At 70.9% G+C, this 21,886-nt stretch carries 24 protein-coding genes; 13 read left to right on the top strand and 11 right to left on the bottom strand.

Features of this window, described 5'->3' with window-relative positions; genetic code table 11:
- Positions 1-12: 12 nt before the first annotated feature.
- The 3 genes from VLF38_RS09090 to VLF38_RS09080 all read left to right on the top strand — a co-directional run bounded on the left by VLF38_RS09090 (position 13) and on the right by VLF38_RS09080 (position 2,322).
- Positions 13-234 carry a DUF3107 domain-containing protein gene (locus VLF38_RS09090; RefSeq protein ID WP_325270948.1) on the top strand — a complete coding sequence of 74 codons (222 nt, stop codon included), beginning with the start codon at positions 13-15 and terminating at the stop codon, positions 232-234.
- A gap of 122 nt (positions 235-356) precedes the next feature.
- Complete coding sequence (locus VLF38_RS09085) at positions 357-641, top strand: hypothetical protein (protein ID WP_325270947.1); 285 nt, start codon at positions 357-359, stop codon at positions 639-641.
- Positions 642-771: 130 nt separating this feature from the next.
- Positions 772-2,322: a DEAD/DEAH box helicase gene (locus VLF38_RS09080; protein ID WP_414689378.1), complete on the top strand. Its 1,551-nt coding sequence runs from the start codon at positions 772-774 to the stop codon at positions 2,320-2,322.
- 55 nt (positions 2,323-2,377) lie between these two features.
- On the opposite strand, the gene VLF38_RS09075 is transcribed toward VLF38_RS09080, so the two are convergent.
- Positions 2,378-3,151: a ParA family protein gene (locus VLF38_RS09075; protein ID WP_325270945.1), complete on the bottom strand. Its 774-nt coding sequence runs from the start codon at positions 3,149-3,151 to the stop codon at positions 2,378-2,380.
- An 87-nt stretch (positions 3,152-3,238) separates the two neighbouring features.
- Here VLF38_RS09075 and VLF38_RS09070 point away from each other — a divergent pair, with 87 nt between their 5' ends.
- Positions 3,239-4,093: an SDR family oxidoreductase gene (locus VLF38_RS09070; protein ID WP_325270944.1), complete on the top strand. Its 855-nt coding sequence runs from the start codon at positions 3,239-3,241 to the stop codon at positions 4,091-4,093.
- A 16-nt stretch (positions 4,094-4,109) separates the two neighbouring features.
- Here VLF38_RS09070 and VLF38_RS09065 read toward each other — a convergent pair whose 3' ends face one another.
- The 3 genes from VLF38_RS09065 to VLF38_RS09055 form a co-directional block, all read right to left on the bottom strand.
- The gene (locus VLF38_RS09065) at positions 4,110-4,724 is read right to left on the bottom strand and encodes a MarC family protein (RefSeq protein WP_325270943.1); all 615 of its coding nucleotides are present in this window, start codon (positions 4,722-4,724) and stop codon (positions 4,110-4,112) included.
- Positions 4,721-5,614 carry a PHP domain-containing protein gene (locus tag VLF38_RS09060; protein ID WP_325270942.1) on the bottom strand — a complete coding sequence of 298 codons (894 nt, stop codon included), beginning with the start codon at positions 5,612-5,614 and terminating at the stop codon, positions 4,721-4,723. Before VLF38_RS09060 ends, VLF38_RS09065 begins: the two co-directional genes overlap by 4 nt.
- 79 nt (positions 5,615-5,693) lie before the next feature.
- Entirely contained in the window at positions 5,694-6,248 is a 555-nt protein-coding gene (locus VLF38_RS09055; protein ID WP_325270941.1) for a DUF6758 family protein, read from the bottom strand.
- Positions 6,249-6,315: 67 nt separating this feature from the next.
- Between VLF38_RS09055 and VLF38_RS09050 the strand changes: the two genes are divergently transcribed.
- Positions 6,316-6,870: a histidine phosphatase family protein gene (locus tag VLF38_RS09050; RefSeq protein ID WP_325270940.1), complete on the top strand. Its 555-nt coding sequence runs from the start codon at positions 6,316-6,318 to the stop codon at positions 6,868-6,870.
- Positions 6,871-6,882: 12 nt separating this feature from the next.
- Here the strand turns inward: VLF38_RS09050 and VLF38_RS09045 are convergent, their stop codons facing one another.
- The gene (locus VLF38_RS09045) at positions 6,883-7,920 is read right to left on the bottom strand and encodes a MaoC family dehydratase (RefSeq protein WP_325270939.1); all 1,038 of its coding nucleotides are present in this window, start codon (positions 7,918-7,920) and stop codon (positions 6,883-6,885) included.
- A gap of 93 nt (positions 7,921-8,013) precedes the next feature.
- Between VLF38_RS09045 and VLF38_RS09040 the strand changes: the two genes are divergently transcribed.
- Positions 8,014-9,135 (top strand): endonuclease/exonuclease/phosphatase family protein, encoded by a 1,122-nt coding sequence (locus tag VLF38_RS09040; protein ID WP_325270938.1) that lies wholly within the window; start codon positions 8,014-8,016, stop codon positions 9,133-9,135.
- Between the two features lie 4 nt (positions 9,136-9,139).
- Here VLF38_RS09040 and VLF38_RS09035 read toward each other — a convergent pair whose 3' ends face one another.
- The 5 genes from VLF38_RS09035 to VLF38_RS09015 form a co-directional block, all read right to left on the bottom strand.
- Positions 9,140-9,367, bottom strand: coding sequence for a DUF6752 domain-containing protein (locus tag VLF38_RS09035; RefSeq protein ID WP_325270937.1), 228 nt, complete (start codon positions 9,365-9,367; stop codon positions 9,140-9,142).
- Positions 9,355-10,923, bottom strand: coding sequence for a methyltransferase domain-containing protein (locus VLF38_RS09030; RefSeq protein ID WP_325270936.1), 1,569 nt, complete (start codon positions 10,921-10,923; stop codon positions 9,355-9,357). Before VLF38_RS09030 ends, VLF38_RS09035 begins: the two co-directional genes overlap by 13 nt.
- Before the next feature lie 51 nt (positions 10,924-10,974).
- On the bottom strand, positions 10,975-12,225 hold the full coding sequence (locus VLF38_RS09025; RefSeq protein WP_325270935.1) for a phospholipase D-like domain-containing protein: 1,251 nt from the start codon (positions 12,223-12,225) through the stop codon (positions 10,975-10,977).
- A gap of 135 nt (positions 12,226-12,360) precedes the next feature.
- Positions 12,361-13,554, bottom strand: a complete 1,194-nt coding sequence (locus tag VLF38_RS09020; RefSeq protein WP_325270934.1) for an acyl-CoA dehydrogenase family protein — start codon at positions 13,552-13,554, stop codon at positions 12,361-12,363.
- Between the two features lie 103 nt (positions 13,555-13,657).
- A complete protein-coding gene (locus VLF38_RS09015) occupies positions 13,658-14,788 on the bottom strand; it encodes a hypothetical protein (protein ID WP_325270933.1) in 1,131 nt (376 codons plus the stop codon).
- A gap of 147 nt (positions 14,789-14,935) precedes the next feature.
- Here VLF38_RS09015 and VLF38_RS09010 point away from each other — a divergent pair, with 147 nt between their 5' ends.
- From VLF38_RS09010 to VLF38_RS08990, 5 genes are read left to right on the top strand one after another with little or no spacing between them, the layout of a single operon-like run.
- Positions 14,936-16,798 carry a hypothetical protein gene (locus VLF38_RS09010; RefSeq protein ID WP_325270932.1) on the top strand — a complete coding sequence of 621 codons (1,863 nt, stop codon included), beginning with the start codon at positions 14,936-14,938 and terminating at the stop codon, positions 16,796-16,798.
- A 33-nt stretch (positions 16,799-16,831) separates the two neighbouring features.
- A complete protein-coding gene (locus VLF38_RS09005; protein ID WP_325270931.1) occupies positions 16,832-18,085 on the top strand; it encodes a magnesium transporter MgtE N-terminal domain-containing protein in 1,254 nt (417 codons plus the stop codon).
- Positions 18,082-18,597, top strand: a complete 516-nt coding sequence (locus VLF38_RS09000; RefSeq protein WP_325270930.1) for a DUF1003 domain-containing protein — start codon at positions 18,082-18,084, stop codon at positions 18,595-18,597. The genes VLF38_RS09005 and VLF38_RS09000 overlap by 4 nt, the downstream gene beginning before the upstream one ends.
- Before the next feature lie 44 nt (positions 18,598-18,641).
- Positions 18,642-19,787: an Mrp/NBP35 family ATP-binding protein gene (locus VLF38_RS08995; RefSeq protein ID WP_325270929.1), complete on the top strand. Its 1,146-nt coding sequence runs from the start codon at positions 18,642-18,644 to the stop codon at positions 19,785-19,787.
- Positions 19,788-19,811: 24 nt separating this feature from the next.
- Positions 19,812-20,138, top strand: coding sequence for a sec-independent translocase (locus tag VLF38_RS08990; RefSeq protein WP_325270928.1), 327 nt, complete (start codon positions 19,812-19,814; stop codon positions 20,136-20,138).
- A 9-nt stretch (positions 20,139-20,147) separates the two neighbouring features.
- Here the strand turns inward: VLF38_RS08990 and VLF38_RS08985 are convergent, their stop codons facing one another.
- Positions 20,148-20,672: a hypothetical protein gene (locus VLF38_RS08985; RefSeq protein WP_325270927.1), complete on the bottom strand. Its 525-nt coding sequence runs from the start codon at positions 20,670-20,672 to the stop codon at positions 20,148-20,150.
- A 140-nt stretch (positions 20,673-20,812) separates the two neighbouring features.
- On the opposite strand from VLF38_RS08985, the gene VLF38_RS08980 reads away from it, so the two are divergent.
- Together VLF38_RS08980 and VLF38_RS08975 are read left to right on the top strand one after the other, a co-directional pair.
- Positions 20,813-21,436 carry a LysM peptidoglycan-binding domain-containing protein gene (locus VLF38_RS08980; RefSeq protein ID WP_325270926.1) on the top strand — a complete coding sequence of 208 codons (624 nt, stop codon included), beginning with the start codon at positions 20,813-20,815 and terminating at the stop codon, positions 21,434-21,436.
- The coding region (locus VLF38_RS08975; protein WP_325270925.1) for an Rv3235 family protein at positions 21,433-21,886 on the top strand (454 nt) is incomplete at its 3' end. The genes VLF38_RS08980 and VLF38_RS08975, both read left to right, overlap by 4 nt.

Genomic DNA, 21,886 nt, shown 5'->3' with positions numbered 1-21,886 from the left:
AAGGAGGACCTCATGGAGGTCAAGATCGGTATCCAGAACGTCGTCCGCGAGGTCGTCATCGAGACCAGCGAGACGGCGGCAGCGGTCGAGAAGCTGGTCAGCGACGCGATCGCCGACGGCGGCGTGCTGAGCCTCACCGATGGCCGCGGCCGCCGGGTGGTCATCCCCGTCGCGACCCTCGCGTACGTCGACTTCGGCGGCGGCGTGCAGGGCCACGTCGGCTTCCGCTCCTGACCGGTCCCCCGCGAACGCCGCCACGCGGGCGTCAACCGTTGCCAACGGCACCTGTTGACGGCAGTGTGGCGGACAGCAGGACTCGCCAACGGGGGCGAGTCCGCGGCGAAAGGCCCCGTCCCATGATCGGCACCATCCTCACCGCACTGATCGCAGGCACGGTCATCGGCATCCTCGGCAAGTTCCTGGCTCCGGGCGGACGCGACAACATCCCGCTCTGGCTGACCGTGCTCTGCGGCATAGGCGGTGTCTTCATCGGCAGCTACGTCTACGCGGCGCTCTTCGACTGCGCCGACATCAACAACTGCACCAACGGCATCGACTGGTGGCGTCACCTCTGGCAGATCGTCGCCGCCGCCGTCCTGGTCGTGATCGCTGCCGGGATCACCGGTCGCAAGCGCGCCTGACCCCGCACGACAGGGTGCAGCCCCCGACTCGCCTCGCGGCGAATCGGGGGCTGCTGGGCATTTCGGTACCATCGGGAACGTATGTGCGCGGTTGACCCCATCAGAGCGGTCGGCCGCTGAGCCCCCTCAGATGGAAGAACTTCACACCGTGACCACTTTCCGCGAACTCGGCGTGCTGCCGCAGATCTGCGACGCCCTCGAGCGCAAGAACATCATCGAGCCCTTCCCGATCCAGGAGATGACCCTCTCGGTCGCCCTGATGGGCACCGACCTGATCGGCCAGGCCCGCACGGGTACCGGCAAGACGCTGGCCTTCGGCATCCCGATCATCCAGCGCGTCGTCACCAAGGACGACCCGGCGTACGCCGGCCTGGCACAGGGCAAGCCGCAGGCCCTCGTGGTCGCCCCGACCCGCGAGCTGGCACTCCAGGTCTCGAGCGACCTCGAGCTCGCCGGCTCCGACCTGGGCGTGCGCGTGCTCACCGTCTACGGCGGCGTCCCCTACGAGGGTCAGCTCGATGCCCTCATCGCGGGCGTCGACGTCGTCGTCGGCACCCCGGGCCGCCTCATCGACCTGATGAACAAGCGCGCCCTCGACATCTCCCACGTGAAGTCGCTCGTGCTCGACGAGGCCGACGAGATGCTCGACCTCGGCTTCCTCCCGGACGTGGAGCGTCTGCTGCGCGACACCCCGGAGACGCGTCAGACGATGCTCTTCTCCGCCACCATGCCGTCGGCGATCATCACCCTGGCTCGCCGGCACATGCGCCACCCGATGAACATCCGCGCCGAGTCCGCCGCCGACGAGCAGACCGTGCCTGCCACCGCGCAGTACGTCTACCAGGTCCACGACCTCGACAAGCCGGAGATCATCGGCCGCGTCCTGCAGGCCGACGACGTCGACAAGGTCGTCATCTTCACGCGCACCAAGCGGCAGGCGCAGCGGGTCGCCGACGACCTGACCGAGCGTGGCTTCAATGCCTCCCCGCTCCACGGCGACATGGCGCAGGTCGCCCGCGAGAAGGCGATGGACAAGTTCCGCGAGGACAAGGTCAAGATCCTGGTCGCCACCGACGTCGCCGCTCGCGGCATCGACGTCCGCGGCGTCTCGCACGTGATCAACTACAACTGCCCCGAGGACCACAAGACCTACGTGCACCGCATCGGCCGCACCGGTCGCGCCGGCGCCACGGGCACCGCGATCACCTTCATCGACTGGGCCGACCTGCAGAAGTGGAAGTCGCACAACAAGGAGCTCGACCTCCCCTTCGACGAGCCGGTCGAGACCTACTCCACGTCCCCGCACCTCTTCCAGGAGCAGGGCATCCCCGAGGGCACCAAGGGCCGGATCAAGGCCGCTGCCCCCGTCGAGCGCAAGCCGCGCACCGAGGGGTCCGGCCGCAACGCCGGAGGCAGCGGATCGCGCCGCGAGGGCGACCGTCCCTCGGGCAACCGCGACCGCAACCGGACCCGCACGCGGGGCGGCCAGCAGGTCGCCGGCGAGGCCAACGCCGAGGCGACCACCGCGCCGAAGCAGGCCGACGGCACCAAGGCCGAGGCCACCGAAGGTGCCCCGTCGGCCAGCCGCAACCGCAACCGTCGCCGCCGTCGTTCAGGTGGCTCCGGCGGGCAGGGCGGCTCGGCGGCCCAGGGCGGTGCCTCCGCTCCCGCGCAGGCCTGACCCACAGACGCAGAACGCCGCGTTCCCCTCGGGGAGCGCGGCGTTCGTCGTTGGCTCAGCGCGCAGCGCGCTCGACGAGCCCCTTGGCCACCTCGCGGTACGCCGCGGCACCCTTGCTCGCCTTGCTCGTCGCGAGGATCGAGCGTCCGGCAGCCGGGGCCTCGGCGAACTTGATGGTCTTGGGGATCGGCGGCTCGAAGACATCGAGCTCGTAGACCTCGGAGATGGTGTCGAGGACCTTGCGTGCGTGGTTGGTGCGGCCGTCGTAGAGCGTCGGCAGCACACCCCAGACCTCGAGGCGACGGTTCGTGAAGCGGCGCACGTCGTGGACGGTGTCGAGCAGCTGGCCGACGCCACGGTGCGAGAGCGTCTCGCACTGCAGCGGGACCAGCACGCCACGGGCCGCCGTCAGCGCCGCCACCGTGAGCACGCCCAGGGAGGGCGGGCAGTCGAGGAGCACCCAGTCGTAGTGCTCCCCGGCCTCCTTGAGGTCCTCGAGCACCCCCTTGAGCACCTGCTCGCGACCCGTGCGGGTGAGGAGGTCCGCCTCGGCACGCGCGAGCTCGATGGTCGCGGGCAGCAGGTCGACGCCGTCCTCGGTGGCGATGATGACCTCACGGGCATCCAGCCCCTTGGTCAGCACGTGGTGCACCGAGGCGTCGAGGTCCTCCGGGTCGATGCCCAGCGAGAAGGTCAGGCAGGCCTGCGGGTCGAGGTCGACGAGCAGGACCCTGTGCCCGGCCTCGGCCAGGGCAGCACCGAGCGAGGCGACGGTGGTCGTCTTGGCGACGCCACCCTTCTGGTTGGCGATCGCGAGCGTGGTGGTCATCGCGGCCATTGTGCCCGAAGGGTGGGCCAGATCACGCGGCGCCCGCCCTGTGTCCCCCGCGAACGGTGCATGACTACGCTGGCGCGCATGGCTGACCACGACCACACGCACGACCACGCGCTCCTCCCGCTCGCTGAGGAGGAGGCCGGCGGCTGCGGCGACGGCTGCGCGTGCGGCCAGCCGCAGACCGCGCTGATCACCGGTGCCACGGCCGGCATCGGCCACGAGTTCGCGCGCCAGCTCGCGTCGTACGGCTGGAACCTCGTGATCGTGGCCCGCGACGAGAAGCGCCTCGCCGAGGTCGCGGAGGAGCTCCACGCGGCGTACGACGTGAGCGTCGAGGTGCTGGCTGCCGACCTCGCGGATCCCGCTCGCCGCGCGGCGGTCGCCGGCCGGCTGGCCGACCAGGCGCAGCCGGTCGACCTGCTGGTCAACAACGCCGGCTTCGGCCTGAAGCAGCGGTTCCTCGACAACCCCTTCGCCGAGGAGCAGCGCATGCACGACGTGCTGGTCACCGCCGTCGTCGAGCTGTCGCACGCCGCCCTCGGCACGATGGCCGAGCGCGGCCACGGCGGCATCATCAACGTCTCCAGCGTCGCCGCCTTCCTCCCGCGCGGCACCTACTCGGCGGCCAAGGCCTACGTGAACAAGTTCAGCGAGTGGGCCCACAACGAGTACGGACCGCGCGGCGTGGCCGTGATGGCGCTCTGCCCGGGCTTCGTGAAGACGGAGTTCCACGAGCGGCTCGGCATCGACCGCGACGCCTCCGCACCGAAGTGGATGTGGCTCGAGGCCGACCGGCTCGTCGCCGACGCGATCAAGGACTTCGAGAAGGGGAAGGCCTTCTCGATCCCGTCGAAGCGCTACAAGGCCCTGGTGACGGCCTCGCGCGTGGTGCCGGGTGGCGTGAAGCAGCGACTGCAGTCGCTCGGCCGGAAGTGACTCGGGCGGAAGCAGATCAGGCGGCGAGGAACGCCCGCACCGCGTCGGCGACCATCTGCACCGCGATGGCGGAGAGCAGCAGGCCGGCGATCCGGGTGACGAGCAGGACGCCGCTGGGCCGGATCACGCGCAGGATCGGCACCGAGAAGCGCATCGCCAGGTAGATCGAGGCGTGGACGCCGACGATGCCCAGCACCACCGCGCCGAAGCTCGGGCCCGAGTCGATCTCCTTGACGAAGAGCATCGTGGCGACGATCGCACCGGGGCCCGCGAGCAGCGGTGTGCCGAGCGGGACGAGCGCGACGTTCTGGTCGTGGGTGCCGCTGAGCGGGCCGCCCTCGTCACCGGTGAGCAGCTCGAGCGCGACAAGCAGGAGGAGCAGACCACCCGCGCACTGCAGGGCCGGCAGCGTGATGTGCATGTAGTCGAGGATCTGCTGGCCGAAGACCGCGAAGACGCTGATCACCAGCAGCGACACGGCCGGCGCCTGCCAGGCGGCGCGGCGTACGGCCTGCGGCGTGCGGCCGGAGGTGAGGGCGAGGAAGATCGGGATCGAGCCGGGCGGGTCCATGATCACGAAGAGCGTCACGAAGACCTCGGTGAGCAGGACGACGTCGAGGACAGAGCTCATCGGGTGACCACCTCGGGAGTCGCACGGCCCGACACTGCTGCCGCGGTTGCGGCACGCTCGAGGAGTCGGGCGTACTCCTCGGGGCTGGTGGTGTTGCAGCCGAGCGCGTGCCCGGTCTTGCCGGTGCCGTGGTGGTCGCTCGAGCCGGTCACGACCAGGTCGAGGTCCCGCGCGATCGCACGCAGCTGCTCACGGGCGCCCGGCTCGTGGTCCTCGTGGTCGACCTCGATGCCGCTCAGTCCGACGGCTGCCAGCTCCGCGAAGCCGGCTGCGTCGAGCGGCCCGGGGTCGTTGGCCCTCCCCCACGCGTGCGCCACGACGCTGACGCCGCCCGCCTCCATCACCGTGCGGATCATCGGCTCCAGGGGCGCTGCGTAGCGGTCGACGTACGCCGGACGGCCCGGGCGCAACAGCTCGTCGAAGGCCTGCTCCCGGTCGCGCACGACGCCCGCAGCGACGAGCGCGTCGGCCACGTGCGGGCGTCCCACCGCCGCAGCGTCGCCGGAGACTCGGCGTACGTCGTCGGGGGTGAGCGCGATGCCGAGCTCGTGGAGCCTGGCCAGGATCCCGGGGACCCGGGAGTTGCGACCGTCGAGGATCTTCTGCAGGGCGTTGACGAGCGGCTCGTACGCCGGATCCGGCAGGTAAGCGAGCAGGTGCACGTCGCGGCCCCGGTGGCGGCAGCTGATCTCCATGCCACGCACGAGCTCGATTCCGGCACTCGCGGCCGCACTGACCGCCTCGTCCCACCCGCCGGAGGTGTCGTGGTCGGTGAGCGCGAGGACGTCGAGCCCGGCGGCCGCGGCCGCCTGCACGAGCTCCGTCGGGGACTGCGTCCCGTCACTCACCCGCGAGTGGGTGTGGAGGTCGATGATCGGGCCAGGGCGCACGCGAGCAGCCTAGGGGAAACCACAGGCTTCACACGTCCTGGAGTCGGCGCCGTCGACTCCGGGAAGCCAGCACCGAGCCTCACCGCGCCGGCGGCTCACCACCGAACGGGAGCCCCACGAGCGGCGCGCCGATGCCGGCCGCATCGGTGAAGTGCCACGGCGACCCCAGCATGAGGAGCGCCGACGCCGGTCGGAGGACGAGCCAGATCCAGCGCCCCTCGGCCTCTCCGGCCAACACCGAGCGATCGAGGTCGCCCGCGACCTCGTGCGTCGACAGGGCCCACAGCGGGACGGTCGAGGTGCCCACCCGCACCCGCGCGTCCGCCGGACGGTCGCCGATGTCCGCACCCGGGTCGGAGTGCACGGTCCCCGCAACGTGGGCACCGAGGCCGGAACCCGGCTCTTCGGCGATGACCGTCATCGCGACGCCGCCGTCCTCCGGGCTGGCCCCGTGCACCGCGATCATGGTGGCGCGCGGTCTCCCCGGCTCCCCCAGCGCACCGAAGTCGGCGACCCGCCACCCGGGCTCGAGCGGCCAGGGCAGGTAGGTGGGGAAACCAGCGGTCCGCGCGAGGTGCTCCGTCAATGACGTGTACGACGCCTCCGGGGGCCGCCAGAGCTCGTCCGGCGCCATGGGCCCACGGTAGCCCCGCGAGGTCGGTCGCCGACAGGGCGTCAGCGGGGCGCGATAGGTTCACCGCATGCACCCAGAGCTCTGGCTGGTCCGTCACGGCGAGACCGAGTGGAGCCGCTCGGGCCGCCACACGTCGACGACCGACCTCCCACTGACCGCTGAGGGCGAGGCCGTCGCCGGCTCCCTCCCGGCCCGCCTCGCGGGCCACGAGTTCCAGCGGGTTCTCACCAGCCCACGCCTCCGCGCCCGTCGTACGGCGGAGCTGGCAGGGTTCCCCGAGGCCGAGGTGAGCGACGATCTCGTCGAGTGGGACTACGGCAGCTACGAGGGCATCACGACGCCCGAGATCCGCAGGTCCGTCCCGGACTGGACCGTCTGGACGCACCCGTGCCCCGGCGGCGAGTCCGCCGACCAGGTGGCCCAGCGGCTGCACCACATCGTCGACGGCGCGGCCGAGGGCCGCACCCTCGTCTTCGGCCACGGGCACGCGCTGCGGGCGCTGACCGCCCTCTGGCTCGGCCTGCCCGTCAGCGACGGGCGGCTCTTCCTGCTCGACACCGCGACCGTCAGCATCCTCGGCCAGGAGCGCGAGACCCGCGCCGTCCTCCGCTGGAACGCCTGAGACGGCGCGGGCTCAGCGCGGGATGAAGACCCAGTAGTCGAGGTCGAGCAGCACGCCGTCGGCGTACTTCCCCTCGTCGTTGCGGAGCGTCATCGACTCGTCCCGGCCGCTGGTGGCGACCAGCCGGAGGCGGAGGGCACCGACGGTGTCGGAGACCTCGGCCTTGTCGAGGACCTCCGACCACGCGTAGACGGTCGTCCCCGCGAACGCCGGGGCGACGTGCGAGCCGCCGTTGATCGCGGCGATCAGCTGCGCGTTGGCCAGGCCGTTGAACGACAGGGCGCGCGCCATGGAGATGACGTGGCCGCCGTAGATCAGGTTGCGGCCATCGGGACGCGCCTCCTTGTTGAAGTGCACCTTGGCGGTGTTCTGCCACAGTCGCGTGGCCTGCTGGTGCTCCGACTCGGTCAGCGTGACGCCGTCGACGTGGTCGATCTTCTCGCCGACCGCGTAGTCGTCGTAGCGGAACGGCTCGCCCGCGAGCGCGAAGTCGTACGCCGCGAAGTCGAGGCCGGCCGGGACGACGAGGTCCTCGACGGCGAGGTTCTTCTTCAGCTCCGGCAGCACGACCTCCGGAGCCGGGGCCTCGACGTCGCGCTTGTGGACCATCACCCAGCGGACCCAGTCGAGGGCCACCTCACCGCGCTGGTTGGTCGCGGTGGAGCGGACGTAGACGACGCCCGACTTGCCGTTGGAGTTCTGCTTGAGGCCGATCACCTCGGACTTCGTGGAGAGCGTGTCGCCCGGCACCACCGGCTGGTGGAAGCGGAGCTCGGCGTAGCCCAGGTTGGCGACCGCGTTGAGCGAGATGTCGGGGACGGTCTTGCCGAAGGCGATGTGGAACGCGATCAGCTCCTCCACCGGGTGCACGGCCAGGCCCGAGGCCTTGGCGAACTCGGCGGAGGACGGCACCGCGAAGCGCGTCGGGTAGAGCGAGCCGTAGACGGCGCGGTCACCCTCGGTGACGGTGCGCGGCACGGCGTGCTCGATCACCTGCCCGATGGTGAAGTCCTCGAAGAAGTTGCCCGGGTTCGTCTTGCTCGCGGTCATGGGGAGAATCCTGCCGCACCACCTCCGGGAGTAGGCGCGCTGTCCGCCGTGACATCGGCCTCAGGCACTGCGTCCCGCACCTAGAATCACGCCGTGCGTCCCCAACTCCGCCAGACCCTGGCCACCGTCGGCCTCGTGCTGGTCCTCGTCGTCGCCGGCGGCGCGCTGCTCCTGCTCCCGCGCCTGACCGACACCTCGTCCTCGCAGCCGACGGGCACCCCGTCAGGCACGCCGTCAGCCTCCCCCGGCCCGGCCACGGGCCTGCCCGCGCCCGGCACGGACGCGTTCGACGAGCTGCTGGCCAACGCCCCGACCCCCGCCGCGCTGAAGCGGACGATGGGGCGTCGAGGCATGCGCCAGGTGAGCGGCCCCCCGCCCGCGCACGACCTCGCCGTACGCGTCGCGACGTTCAACCTGCTCGGGGCCTCGCACACGATCGGCCCCCACCGGCGCAAGAACTACGCCGTCGGCATCCAGCGCGTCCCCGGCCAGGTCGCCATGCTCGAGAGCAAGGGCGTGACGGTCGCGGGCTTCCAGGAGTTCCAGCGGAGCCAGGTGCAGCGCTTCCGTGAGGTGACGCGGGGCCAGTGGGCCCTCCACCCCGGCATGAGCCAGGGGCCGTGGCTGGCGGAGAACTCCGTCGGCTGGCGCAAGGACACCTGGCAGCCCGTCGAGACGCACATCATCGACATCCCCTACTTCGCCGGGCACCCCCGCGGGATGGCGTACGCCCTGCTGCAGCACCGTCAGACCGGGCACCGGATCTGGATCGCGAACTTCCACAACCCGGCCAACATCGGCGGTGACTTCGCGCGCTTCCGCGCACAGGCCGTCCAGATCGAGGTGGCGCTCGCCAAGCGCCTCCGTGCCACCGGGATCCCGGTCGTCTTCACCGGCGACATGAACGACCGGTCCGCGTTCGCCTGTCCCTTCACCGCCGGGAGCGGCATGCACTCCGCGGACGGGACCCACACCGACGCCAAGGGCCGCTGCCGTACCGCGTCACGCCTCGAGATCGACTGGATCCTCGGCAGCCGCCAGGTGACGTTCTCGCAGTTCGAGGTCGACAACTCATCGCGGGGCCAGCGGCTCACCGACCACCCGCTGATCACCGCGACGGCGACCCTGCCGGCCGCGCGTAACGCGTCGAAGTGCACGGTCCGCGCCTCGACCAAGGGCTATCTGTGGTTCTGCCCGCGCAAGAACGCGGGCTGAGGCGTCAGCTGCTCTTGAGCGGGTCGCCGACACCCTCGCGGTAGCGGTCCAGCAGGTCGGTGATCGCCTTCTCGTCGCGCTCAGCGACGGGGAGCAGCAGCTCCATCATCACGTCACAGAGCTCGGCGACGCGCAGGTTCACCCGACGACACTCCTGGACCTCCTGCTCCAGCGCACGAATGCGCTTGCGGAGACTCGAGCGGTTGCGGGCCCGCTGCTTCAGCGACTCCATGACATCACCATCCTGACGATCGACTTCTCGTTGCTGCCGCCGGCAAATCCCGCCTGGGGCTCGGACAGGCGCTCGAGCAGCTCGACCTGCCCACCCGAGGCCGCCACCTGCGCCGTGAACCACTCCAGCGACACGTCCGTGAGCCCCTGGGCGCGGCTGCGCTCGGTGGGAGCGACGTACATCTGGACGCAGGCCTTGCCGGCACCACGCGTGAGAACCCGGGCCATGCGGAGGAAGTTCTCCCGGCCGAACCGGTCGGTCGCGTCCAGCAGGTGGTGCCCGAGCAGGACCCGCGGCCCCGGCTCGCGCGAGAGCCGGGCGACCGTCTCCATCACCGAGCGGAGCTCGAGCAGGTTGAACCAACGGACCTTGACCTCGGCCTCCTGGCGCGAGGCGATCCGTCGGGCGGCGCGCAGGTCGGGGTTGAAGTTGTCGAGCGCCCACACCGTTGCACCCTGGCGCGCCAGCCACGCGGCGTCGCGGCCGGTGCCACAGCCGACGTCGACGTACGTCGTGGCGCGGCGGGTCTGCCGGCGGGCCCACGAGACGAAGTCGCTGCGCCGGGTCGGGGCCACGTCGAGGCCGGCGGCGCGGCGCGCCCAGCGCTCGTCGAGGCCGACGCGGGTGCCGCGGAACCAGGCATTGAGGCGGCGCTGGGTGCTGACCGGGGTCGTGAACTTGTAGGCCGGGTCCGGCACGCGCCAGCTCTCGCCGTACATCGCGACGAGGAGGTGCTCGGGGACGGCGGGGACCGGCACGGCGCGGCCGGCGAGCTGGGCGGTCGTGCGGGGGTAGAGCCACTCGTCGCGGAAGGGGTGGCCCACCTCGCCCATGAGGTAGAGCATGCCGTCGCGCTGGAAGCCGCCGAAGACGTCGAGGCCGCGCGTGGCGCCGTCGTTCTCGCGGACGATGACCTTCAGGCCCATGCCGCTGTAGCGCTGCACGGTGTAGCCCATGTCCTGCAGGCTGCGCTGCAGCTCGAACGACTCACGGATCACGTCAGCCGGTGCCTCGTACGGGCTGACGTAGCCGATGTCGGCGTCGGAGTCGTGGCCGATGAAGTTGCCGTCGCGGACCGCGCCGAGCAGCGTGCCGTAGGCGACGAAGGGCCGCACGCCCGCCTTCTCCAGCGCGTCGAGGACCTCCTCGAGTGCGTCCAGCAGAGGCGCCATGTCGCTCTCGTCGCGCTGACCGAAGAGGTGCGAGAGGCGCAGGCTCTTGTCGAGGCCCATCGGGTTGCCGCTGCTGTCGACGACCGCGACAGTGCCCTCGCCGTTGCCGAGGACCGCGCTCGTGCGCGCGTACGTCGTGCCGTCGACCGGCGAGACCAGCGCGACGTCGACCGAGCCGTTGAGGAACCGCTTCAGCTGGTCGGGCCAGGCGAAGAAGCGCTCGCTCCCCCGGGACGCGGTGTCGCGCCCGGTCCAGAAGGAGAAGACCCGCTGGTCCCCGAAGGTGACGTTGACCGGGAAGTCGCCGGACCCGGCGACGAAGACGCCGAGGTCATCGACCCGGAGTCGGGAGATTCGACCCTGACGCCCACCGCTCGCTGCCACCCGCGCAGTATAGGGATGCGCGGCCCGCACGAACGCCGCAGGGCCGCACCGTCACGGCATGCTGTGCGTGTGGTGGTCCCACATCCACCACCAGTGCTCGAGGTAGCGCTTGTAGACGTTGGGCATGTCGGTCATGCGGAAGAAGAGCTCGTCGCCGTACTGACCGCCGTCCTGGAAGTTGCTCGACCCGGTCAGCACGATCCGCAGGTTGGTGGACTCGCCGTAGCGACCGTGGATCAGCACGTTCTTCGTGTGGCTGTAGAGGTCGAACTCGCCGTCGTAGTCGGTGTCGTAGGCCGAGCTCCGCAGCGGCACGCGCCCGCGGCCGGTCGAGGCGTAGAGGATCGACTTCACCGTCCGGGGGATGAAGCCGACCGACAGCCGGACGTCGCAACCGGCGTCGTAGAGCGCCTTGAACCGGCGGGCGATGATCTTGCCGCGCTCGCCGTCCCAGGCCTGCATGTCGACCCGGATGACGGTCCGGCCCGTGGAGGTCGTCGCACCCTTGCAGCGGATGGGAGCCAGCAGGCGCATCACCGGGTCGCGCGAGACGGTCCACCTCGTCGCGTCCGTCGCGAGGCTGTCGCGCGGGAACGGCATCACGTCGAGGCGGAGGTGCGTGCCGATCACCTTCGCGATCCGCATCGGGTTGGCGTAGCGGTCCGCCGCCATCTCCTTGAAGATCGCGTCCAGTGTCGCGTGCAGCGTCCGCTGGCGGTTGAACGTGACCCAGTCGTTGAACTGGTTGTCGGTGGCGTTCTGCTTCATGTTCGCCGAGCCGAGCATCACGGTGTTGGTGGTGGCGCCGGTCTTCGAGAAGAGGACGAACTTGCTGTGCAGGATGTCGCTCTGGCCACGACAGCTCGCGGCGCACTGGTAGTAGAAGTTGCGCCTCGACCGGTTGGAGCCCAACGCGTTCTGGAGACGGGCCTGCGCCGACGGCCGCTCGTGACGGTTGACGAGCACCTGGACGTAGACGCCGCGCTTGCGTGCCCGGAGGAGGGCGTCCGTCACGGGATGGCGGTCGTACGAGAACATCGACATCTTGATGTAGGAGCCCGGGGCCGCGTGGTTGATCGCGTCGATGACCTGGCGCTCGATGATGTACTGCCTGTCACCCGCACGGGCGACATTGAACTTCACGCCCTGCTGGGGGACCCACGTCGTCGCAGCATCCGCACCGGGCACCGAGCCGCCGGGCGCCACGAGGCCGACGAGGAGGACGAGCGCCAGCAGGAGGGCGGAAGCCAGCGGTACGCCGGTGCGCGTCGCGCGCGCGCGATGGTGGGCCAAGGCAAACATGCCCAGCAATATACGAAGCGTCGCGAGCCACTTCCTAATCTTCCGCGCGGTTCGGTGTGGTGACGGTGCCCACGCCCCCGGGCAAAAAGCGAGGGCCCTCCGGAATGTCCGGAGGGCCCTGCGTCCGAGGACGACTCAGAGTGCGTACTCCTTGAGGAGGGCGCGACCGATGATCATCTTCTGGATGTCAGAGGTGCCCTCACCGATGAGCATGAACTTGACCTCGCGCATCAGGCGCTCGATCTCGTACTCCTTGGAGTAGCCGTAGCCACCGTGGATCCGGAAGGAGTCCTCGACGACCTCGTTGGCGTACTCCGAGGCGAGCATCTTGGCCATGCCGGCCTCGACGTCCATGCGCTTGCCGGACTCCTTGAGGCGGCCGGCGCGCACCATCATGGTGTGGATGGTCTCGACCTTGGTCGCCATCTCCGCGAGGCGGAAGAGCACGGCCTGGTGGTCGGCGATCTGCTTGCCGAAGGTCTTGCGCTGCTGGGCGTAGGCGACACCGAGCTCGAAGCCGCGCCAGGCCAGGCCGCAGGCGCGGGCGGCGACGTTGATGCGACCGACCTCGACGCCGTCCATCATCTGGAAGAAGCCCTTGCCGGGCGTGCCGCCGAGGATCTGGTCGGCCGAGATCTTGTGGTCCTCGAGGATGAGCTCGGTGGTCTCGACGCCCTTGTAGCCCATCTTGTCGATCTTGCCGGGGACGGTGACGCCCTGGGCGGTCTCGCCGAAGCCGGCCTCCTTCTCGACGATGAAGGTGGTCATGTTCTTGTAGACCGAGTCGGCGCCCTCGTCGGTCTTGGTGAGCAGCATGACGAGCGTGGACGTCGCGCCGTTGGTCAGCCACATCTTCTGGCCCGTGATCGAGTACGACCCGTCCTCGAGCTTCGTGCCCTTGGTCGAGATCGCGGAGACATCGGAGCCGAGGCCCGGCTCGGACATCGAGAAGGCGCCGCGCATCTCGCCGGTCGCCATGCGCGGGAGGTACTTCTCCTTCTGCTCCTGCGTGCCGTGCTGCATGAGCAGGTACGCCGCGATGAAGTGCGTGTTGATGACGCCGGAGACGCTCATCCAGCCACGAGCGATCTCCTCCACGACGAGCGCATAGGTCAGGATCGACTCGCCCAGGCCACCGAACTCCTCGGGGATGGTGAGGCCGAAGACACCGAGCTCCTTGAGCCCGTCGATGATCTCCTGCGGGTACGTGTCGGAGTGCTCCAGGTCCTGCGCGACCGGGATGATCTTGTCGTTCACGAACTGGCGAACGGTGGACAGGATCTCCTGCTGGATCTCCGTCAGGTCCTCGGTCTGGCACAGCTTGGCCATGGGGTCTTCTCCTCTGAGCGCGGGCGCAAAACAGGTCGAGTCTAGGGTGCGACGGGCACCGCGGTCGCGCCGTCCCGATGTGCGATGGCCCACCACATGCCGTTCAGCTCCGGCGCGGGAGCGCGCGGCGCACGGCGCGCCTGGCACGGCGTGACCAGCGCGCGGCGTCCGCCGCCTCCGCCGCTGCCTCGAGCTCGGCGATGCGAGCGGTGAGGCGATTGTTCTCCTGGCGTGTGGCCCGCATGTCGGCCAGCATGCCCCGCGCCACCGTGGCCGAGGCATCGAGCAGCTCGTCCGCGGTGACCGATGCCGGGTCACGACCGGCTGGTTCCCCGGTCACCCGCAGGCGCTCCAGGTCGCCGTGGATGTCGCTGCCGCTCGTCGCGAGCCACGACACCGCGCGATCGGCGCGGGCCCGGAGCTCGGCGACGCGCTCCGGGGAGGGACGGGGTCGACTCCCCTGCCGGGGCACGAGGTGGCGGTGGGCGAGGTAGCTGCGCAGCCAGACTCCGCGGTCCATGGCGTTGTCGAAGTCCTCGAGGCCGTCACAGATCCGACGCATGAGCTCTGCTTCGACCACCCCAAGGGAGCTGTTCTCGCGTGCCTGCTCGAGGTCGAAGGCCTCCGCGCGTTCGATCCCGACGATCGCCGCGAACGAGAGCCAGAGTGCATCCCGCGGCGCCTCCTTGCCGGGGAGGACGAGCAGGTGCATGTGCTCCGGTGGGATACCGGCGCCCCAGCGGCGTACGACCTGCTCGAGGTCGAGGGCGTCCCAGGTCCATTCGCCCGACCCACCTCCGGCCGGAGGGAAGGCGTCCAGGGGAATCCGGCGGAAGCCGTGCTTGACGTACTCCTGCCAGTACGACGCGACGACCGTCAGCATGTCGCGTGCGGTGACGACGACGTGCACCTCGCAGCCGAGATCCGCGATGGCACGCGCGGCCTGCTCGGCGCTCGCCGCACCGAAGAACTCATGGCTGATGATCGCCGGGCCCTCGTGGGCGTGGACCTGCTCGAGGATCCGGGCCCACGACGTGCGCGCTTGGGGCCGGCGGCTGGACAGGCCGGGGCGCTCGCGGACGACGAGGGTGGCCCACATGTGGTCCACCGGCCTCCGGCCGGGAACCAGGATCCCCTGCTCCGCGAGGGCGCGCTTGTTCGCCCACAGCACCGACTGGAGGTACGTCGTTCCGGTCTTGGGCAGACCTACGTGGAGGTAGACCCGGGAGGCCACGCCTCAGACCCTGTTCCTGTGCGATGCCACGCGCCGCATGATAGCCATCCCTCGCGCGACTGGTAGACCACACGAGTCACGTGAGTCACACTGGTGCATGGTGGCCACACGCCGCCCGCCCTTGTCCTGCCATCCCGGAGTGTCGCGATGACTGCCAGCTCGCCCGTCCAGCCCACCCGGAGGCTGGCCCGCTGGACCGCGTCGGTCGCCGTGCCGGTCGTCCTCACGGCAGCACTGCTCATGGTCGGAGCCGGACACGACGAGCCCGGCACGGCACGACCGGTGACCACCACGGTGGCCGCACCGACGAGCTTCCGGGTCGCCACGTTCAACGTGCTCGGCGCGAGCCACACGGGCCCGAACGGCGACAGGACCGGCTACGCGACGGGCCGGCAACGGATGTACGGCGCGGTCGACCTGATCAAGCGGTCCGGCGTCCAGATGATCGGCTTCCAGGAGCTGGAGGGAGTCCAGTACGACACGTTCGCCTCGCTCATGGGCTCCGGGTGGGGCACGTGGCCCGGCCGGGCGATCCATGACTCCTGGTACACGTCGGTCGCGTGGAGGAAGAGCGACTGGACCGCGATCATCCGGACGACCTACGAGACGCCGTACTTCGAGGGCCGCATCCGGATCCGGCCACTGGTCCAGCTGCGCAACAACCACACGGGTCAGCTGGTCTGGTTCATGAACACCCACAACCCCTCCAACCAGACCAAGTGGGCCGGCGACGAGAAGGTCTGGCGCGACGCGTCCGAGCGGATCCAGGCCGCGCTCGCCAACAAGCTGCAGCGCAACAACCCCGACATCCCGGTGATCTTCACCGGCGACATGAACGACAGCCATGACTTCTACTGCCCCGTCACGTACCTGAGCGACCTCGAGTCGGCCGACGGCAGCACGCACAACAACCTCACCGGCGACGCGTACGACTGCACGCTCAGGTCGCCGGGCCTGATCGACTGGATCATGGGCACCTCGAACATCCGCTGGTCCGGCTACACCAGGTGGACCGAGAGCCAGACGACGAAGACGTCCGATCACCCCTATTACTTCGCCACCGCGAACATCGCGCCCCAGCCCGCGCGCGCCGCCGGCGTGAAGCGGGTCGTGGTGGTGGACATCCAGGGGCTGCGCTCCGGCACCGTGGCGGGTGGGCACGCGCCCTATCTGTCGCGCCTGATCAGCCGGGGTGCGTCGACGCTGCAGGCGCGGCCGGACGACGACAACCGCCGCGCCCTGCCCAACACCACCAGCCTGCTGAGCAGCCGACGGGTACCCACGAGCCGCGGCGGCCACGGCGTCACGACCAACACCTACGCCGGCCCTTCGGTGCATGCCGCCGCGGGGCAGTACGTCTCCAGCGCCTTCGACATGGCGCACAACCTCGGCATGAGCACCGCCTTCTACTCCGGCGACCTGCGATCACGCCTGGTTCCCCGCACCTGGGACTCGCAGCTCGCCGGCACCGACAGGTACGGCGTGGACAACGGGCGCGGCAAGATCGACCGGCGCCTGATCAGCGCGACGGACACCGACGCGACGCGCGCCGCGCGTACGTCGCTCCAGGACCGGCCGGCGCGGCTGACCGTCGTCCAGCTCGGCAACGTGCTGCGGGCGGGCGCCGCCCACGGCTGGAGCAGCCCGGAGTACGTCCGCGCGGTCGCGCTGGCGGACAGCCGGCTGCGCCGCATCGTCGGCGACGTGCAGGGCAACAGTGCGTCTGCCGGGTCGACCCTTGTCATCGTCACGTCCAGTGCACCGGGCGCGCCCACGAGGTACGGACACGGCGTCCCCCTCGTCGTCTGGGGACCCTCGGTGCCGCACGCCGACCTCTACGCGCTGAACCGCCAGTACACGCGGCCCGCCCACACCCAGCGGCTTCCCGCGTCGGGGACGCCGATCAACACCGGCGTGGTCGCCAACCTGGTCGCCTCTGCCCTGACTCTTCCCGCGATCCCGCGCAGCAGCCTGAACTCCCGCCTCCACCTCGACGTCTTCGGACGCTGACCCCCACTCTTCCGACCCCGATACGGTGGCCCCGTGAGCACCTCACCCTCCCGCGTCTTCGTCGCCCGCCTCGTCGGGCTGCCGATCTTCGACCCCTTGGGTGACCAGGTGGGCAAGGTCCGCGACGTCGTCGTGACCCTGCGCACCGACGGGCGTCAACCGCGGGTGCTGGGCCTGGTCGTCGAGGTGCTCGGCCGCAAGCGGGTCTTCGTGCCGATGACCCGCGTGACCAGCGTCGACAGCGGGCAGGTCCACACGACCGGCCTGGTCAACATGCGCCGTTTCGAGCAGCGTGGCACCGAGACGCTCGTCGTCGGCGAGATGCTGGACCGTCAGGTGACCGTGCGCGGCAGCGGCACCGCCGGCACCGTCTACGACGTCGCCATGGAGCAGGGCCGCACCCGCGACTGGGTGCTCTCGCGCGTCGCGATCCAGGAGCCCGGCAAGGGGCTGCGCCGCCGCGGCCAGACCCACGTGCTCGAGTGGACCGACGTCGTCGGCCTCACCCACGCCCAGGCCACCCAGGGCGCCACCCACCTGATCGCCTCCCTCAACGAGATGCGGCCCGCCGATGCCGCCAACGTCATCCACGACCTGCCGCCCGAGCGGCGTACGGCGGTCGTGGCGGGCATGGACGACGAGCGCCTGGCCGACGTCCTCGAGGAGCTGCCGGAGGAGGACCAGGTCGAGATCCTCGAGCACCTCGACTCCGAGCGCGCCGCTGACGTGCTCGAGGAGATGTCGCCCGACGACGCCGCGGACCTGATCGCGGACCTCTCCCCCGAGACCGCAGCCACCCTGCTCGAGCTCATGGAGCCGGAGGGGGCCGAGGACGTCAAGCGGCTCCTGTCGTACGGCGAGGAGACCGCCGGCGGCATGATGACCGTCGAGCCGGTGATCCTCGGCCCCGACGCCACGATCGCCGACGCCCTGGCCCACGTGCGCAACCCCGACCTGACGCCGTCGCTGGCCTCCCTCGTCTACATCTGCCGCGCGCCGCTCGAGCCGCCCACCGGCAGGCTCCTCGGGGTCGCCCACATCCAGCGCCTGCTCCGCGAGCCTCCGTCGACGCTCGTCGCAGCCGCGCTCGACGACTCGCTCGACCCGCTCCGCGTCGACTCCACGATCGAGGACGTCGCGGCCCACCTGGCGACGTACAACCTGGTCGCCGCCCCTGTCGTCGACGACGAGGGACGCCTGCTGGGCGCCGTCACGGTCGACGACCTGCTCGACCACATGCTCCCTGCCGGCTGGCGTGACCAGCGCGACCTCGGGGGCCGCCGATGAACGACGTGACACGGCGCCGGCTCGACGTCCCGCGTGACAAGCGCCGGTCGCTGCGGGCCCCGCGCCTCAGCACCGAGGACTTCGGCGTCTTCGCTGAGAAGTTCGCGCGCTTCATGGGCACGGCGACCTTCCTGATCTACATGACCTTCTTCGTCCTGCTCTGGGTCGTGTGGAACTCCGTCGCGCCGGTCGACCTGCGGTTCGACCCGTTCCCCTTCATCTTCCTCACGCTCATGCTGAGCCTCCAGGCGTCGTACGCCGCCCCACTGATCCTGCTCGCGCAGAACCGTCAGGAGCAGCGCGACAAGGTGATCGCCGAGCAGGACCGGCAGGCCAATGCGCGCGCCCACGCCGACATGGAGTTCCTCGCCCGCGAGGTCGCCTCGCTGCGTATGTCGGTGGGCGAGGTCGCGACCCGTGACTTCCTGCGGTCGGAGCTCCGCTCCCTGCGGGAGGACCTGACACCGGAGCCCTCACCGGCTGGCGATGAGGATCACCCGGCCAGCCGCTGATCCGGCGGTCGGTGGACACCGGCGACCACGTACGCTTGGGCCCCATGAGCACCCCCACCCTCGAGCAGGTCACCGCCGCGCTGGCGACGGTCAACGACCCCGAGATCAAGCGGCCCATCACCGAGATCGGCATGGTCGGCTCGGTCGACATCACGGACGCCGGCGCGGTCACGGTGGGGATCCTGCTCACGGTCGCCGGCTGTCCGATGAAGGACACCCTGACCCGCGACGTCACGGCCGCCGTGTCGAAGGTCGCCGGTGTCACCGGCGTCACCGTCGACATGGGCGTGATGGACGCCGACCAGCGCGCCAAGCTGCAGGAGGTCCTCCGCGGAGGTCACGCGCAGCGCGAGATCCCGTTCGCCAAGCCGGGCTCGCTCACCAAGGTCTACGCGATCGCCTCCGGCAAGGGCGGTGTCGGCAAGTCCTCGATGACCGCCAACCTCGCGATCGCCCTCGCCCAGCAGGGTCTCAAGGTCGGTGTGGTCGACGCCGACATCTACGGCCACTCGATCCCCGCGATGCTCGGCGTCGCGGACTCCCGCCCGACGCAGGTCGAGGACCTGATCATGCCGGTCCCGACCCCGTCGGGTGTCTCCGTCATCTCGGTCGGCATGTTGAAGCCCAAGCGCGAGCAGGTCATCGCCTGGCGCGGTCCGATGCTCGACCGCGCACTCGTCCAGATGCTCGCCGACGTCTACTGGGGCGACCTCGACGTCCTCCTCCTCGACCTCCCGCCGGGCACGGGCGACATCGCGATCTCGCTCGGCCAGCACCTGCCCAACGCCGAGGTCGTCGTCGTGACCACGCCGCAGGAGGCCGCTGCCGAGGTCGCCGAGCGCGCCGGCACGATGGCCTCGATGATGCACCAGCGCGTCGTCGGCGTCGTGGAGAACATGTCCTGGATGGTGCTGCCCGACGGCTCCCGCATCGAGCCCTTCGGCTCCGGCGGTGGCCAGCGCGTCGCCGACACCCTCTCGCAGCGATTCGGCTACGAGGTGAAGCTCCTCGGACAGGTGCCGCTGGACCCGTCGCTCCGCGAGGGCGGCGACGCCGGCAAGCCCGTCGTGGAGGCCGATCCGACCTCTGCGGGAGCGCAGGCGGTCACGCAGATCGCCGATGCCCTCTCCGGCCGCGGTCGCGGGCTGGCGGGCATGCAGCTCGGCCTCACGCCCTCCAACAAGTTCTGACCGCGCCTGCCCTAGGCTGACGGCGTGTTCGACATCGGGCTCGGCGAGCTGGCCGTCATCGCGCTCGTGGTCGTCGTGGCCATCGGCCCCGACCGGCTGCCCGAGTTCGCCGCTCAGGCGGGCCGTTTCATCCGCCGCATGAAGAAGTACGCCGATGCGGCGCGCGACGACCTCCGTCGCGAGCTCGGCCCGGAGTACGCCGACCTCGAGCTGCGCGACCTCGACCCCCGGCGCATGGTCCGCAAGCACATCGACGAGGCGCTCCGGGAGAGCGACGACGAGCCCGTGCGCGCCGGCCTCCGGCCCCTCGCGCCCGGCGAGCAACCGCCGTTCGACGCCGACGCGACCTGAGCCCCGGCCTCAGCGGCGTATGGCTGCCAGCGCGGTGAAGGCGACCACCACGGTCGTGCCGCCGTCGGGGTGGAGCTCGACGAAGTCAGCGCCGATCCGGCCCACGCGGCCCTCGTGCTGACCACCTGAGCGGAGCCGGGCGAGCCCCCGCTCGCCCGCCATGGCGCGCAGCGCCGACCCGAGCGCCAACCGGGCCGTCACCGGCCACGCCTCCGGCGGAACTGCGCGCGCGGGCAGCCCCCGGGCCGTCTCCACGGCGTCGATGAGGACCAGCCACTCCGCGCTGCCCTCGGCCAGGAGCAGCCAGCCGTCGGCGACGCGCACGAGCTCGCCTCCGAGGGCGCCCACACCGGTCACCTGGAGCGCGACGCGTGCGCCGAGCCCCGCCATGAAGCGCGCAGCGAGGCCGACCCGCGCGTACTCGGCCCGCGCCCGCTCCGCCACCTCGAGACCTCGGTCGGCGGCCCACGCACCCTGCGCCTGCTGCTCGAGATCGTCGAGTAGCGCCGCGAGACCGCGGTCGTCGTCCTCCATGCCCACCTCCCGAGTGACGGCGCACCCAACCGCCGTGGTGTCGCCCCATCCAAGCCTGTGAAGAGCGATCTTGACAATGATGGAGAACAGACGTGTAGTGACCTAAACAGACGCAAACGCATAGATCGGGGTCGTTCATCATGTCTCGGGATCCTCAGCGCGCACCTGCCATCAGGTGCCTGCTCCTCTGGTCGTTCCTCACCGCAGCCGCGGTCTCTCTCCTCCTGGTCGCTCGTGCAGAGCTGAGCCATGCGCAGCAGCAGCTCGCCACGGCGGGCGGCCTCACCTTCGCGCCGACACTCGCCGTCGCGGCGATCGCAACCCTGGCGCTCACGGTCGTCTGGCTCTGGTGCGCGATGACTGCCGCGACCCTCGAGGCCCTCCACGGCCTCCACCGTGTCGACCTCCCGGGTGTCCGGGGCGCGGTCCGACGCCTGGTGCTGGCTGGCTGCGGTGTCGCCTTGGCCGCGAGCGTCGCGCCCGCCCACGCCGACGACATGCGCGGCGTCGCCGGACAGCCGCCCCAGCCACTCGCGCCGCTCCACACCGCGGCGCAGGCGCCCGCGGCGTCGCGGGTCCACCTCGTCGAGCCGGGCGACTCGCTCTGGGCGATCAGCGCCGAGCGCCTCGGGCCGGGCGCCACCGACGCGGAGGTCGACCGCGCCTGGCGCGCCCTGTGGCGGGCCAACGGCACGGTCGTCGGCGCCGATCCGGACCGCATCGAGCCCGGTCAGCGCCTCGACGTCCCGGAGCCGCGGCGATGAGCGCCGTCGCCACCGAGCGGACCTGGGCGCCGGCTCCCCTGCGGGTCGTCCAGGAAGCGCTCGACCTCGAGGGCGGGCCGCTCGACCGCACGGCGTCACGGCTGGCGGCTCCGGTCGTGCCGGAGACCTCGGTCCTGCGTGGCGCCGACGCCGTCGTCGTGCCGCCCGCCGTGCGCCGCGAGGCGCACCGCTGGGCCCTGGCCTTCGGGCAGGCCAGCGTCGAGGCGGTCCTCGGCGACCGCCCCGTCAACCAGCTCCTCCGCTGGACCACGCCGACGGTCTACCGCGAGCTGGCCTACCGTTCCCGCGTCGTCGCGCAGGCGACGCTCCGCCAGTCAGGCGGTCACGGACAGCGCCGGCCCGCCGTGCGCCCGCAGACGCGCCAGGTCCGGCTCTGCTTCGTCGACGCGGGGGTCGCCGAGGCCACCTTCACCGTGCAGTACGGCCCAC

This window comes from Nocardioides sp. (assembly GCF_035481145.1).
Taxonomy (GTDB): Bacteria; Actinomycetota; Actinomycetes; order Propionibacteriales; family Nocardioidaceae; genus Nocardioides.
The sequence above is the reverse complement of the archived record's forward strand: the minus strand, read 5'-3'. Positions and strand labels throughout refer to the sequence as shown.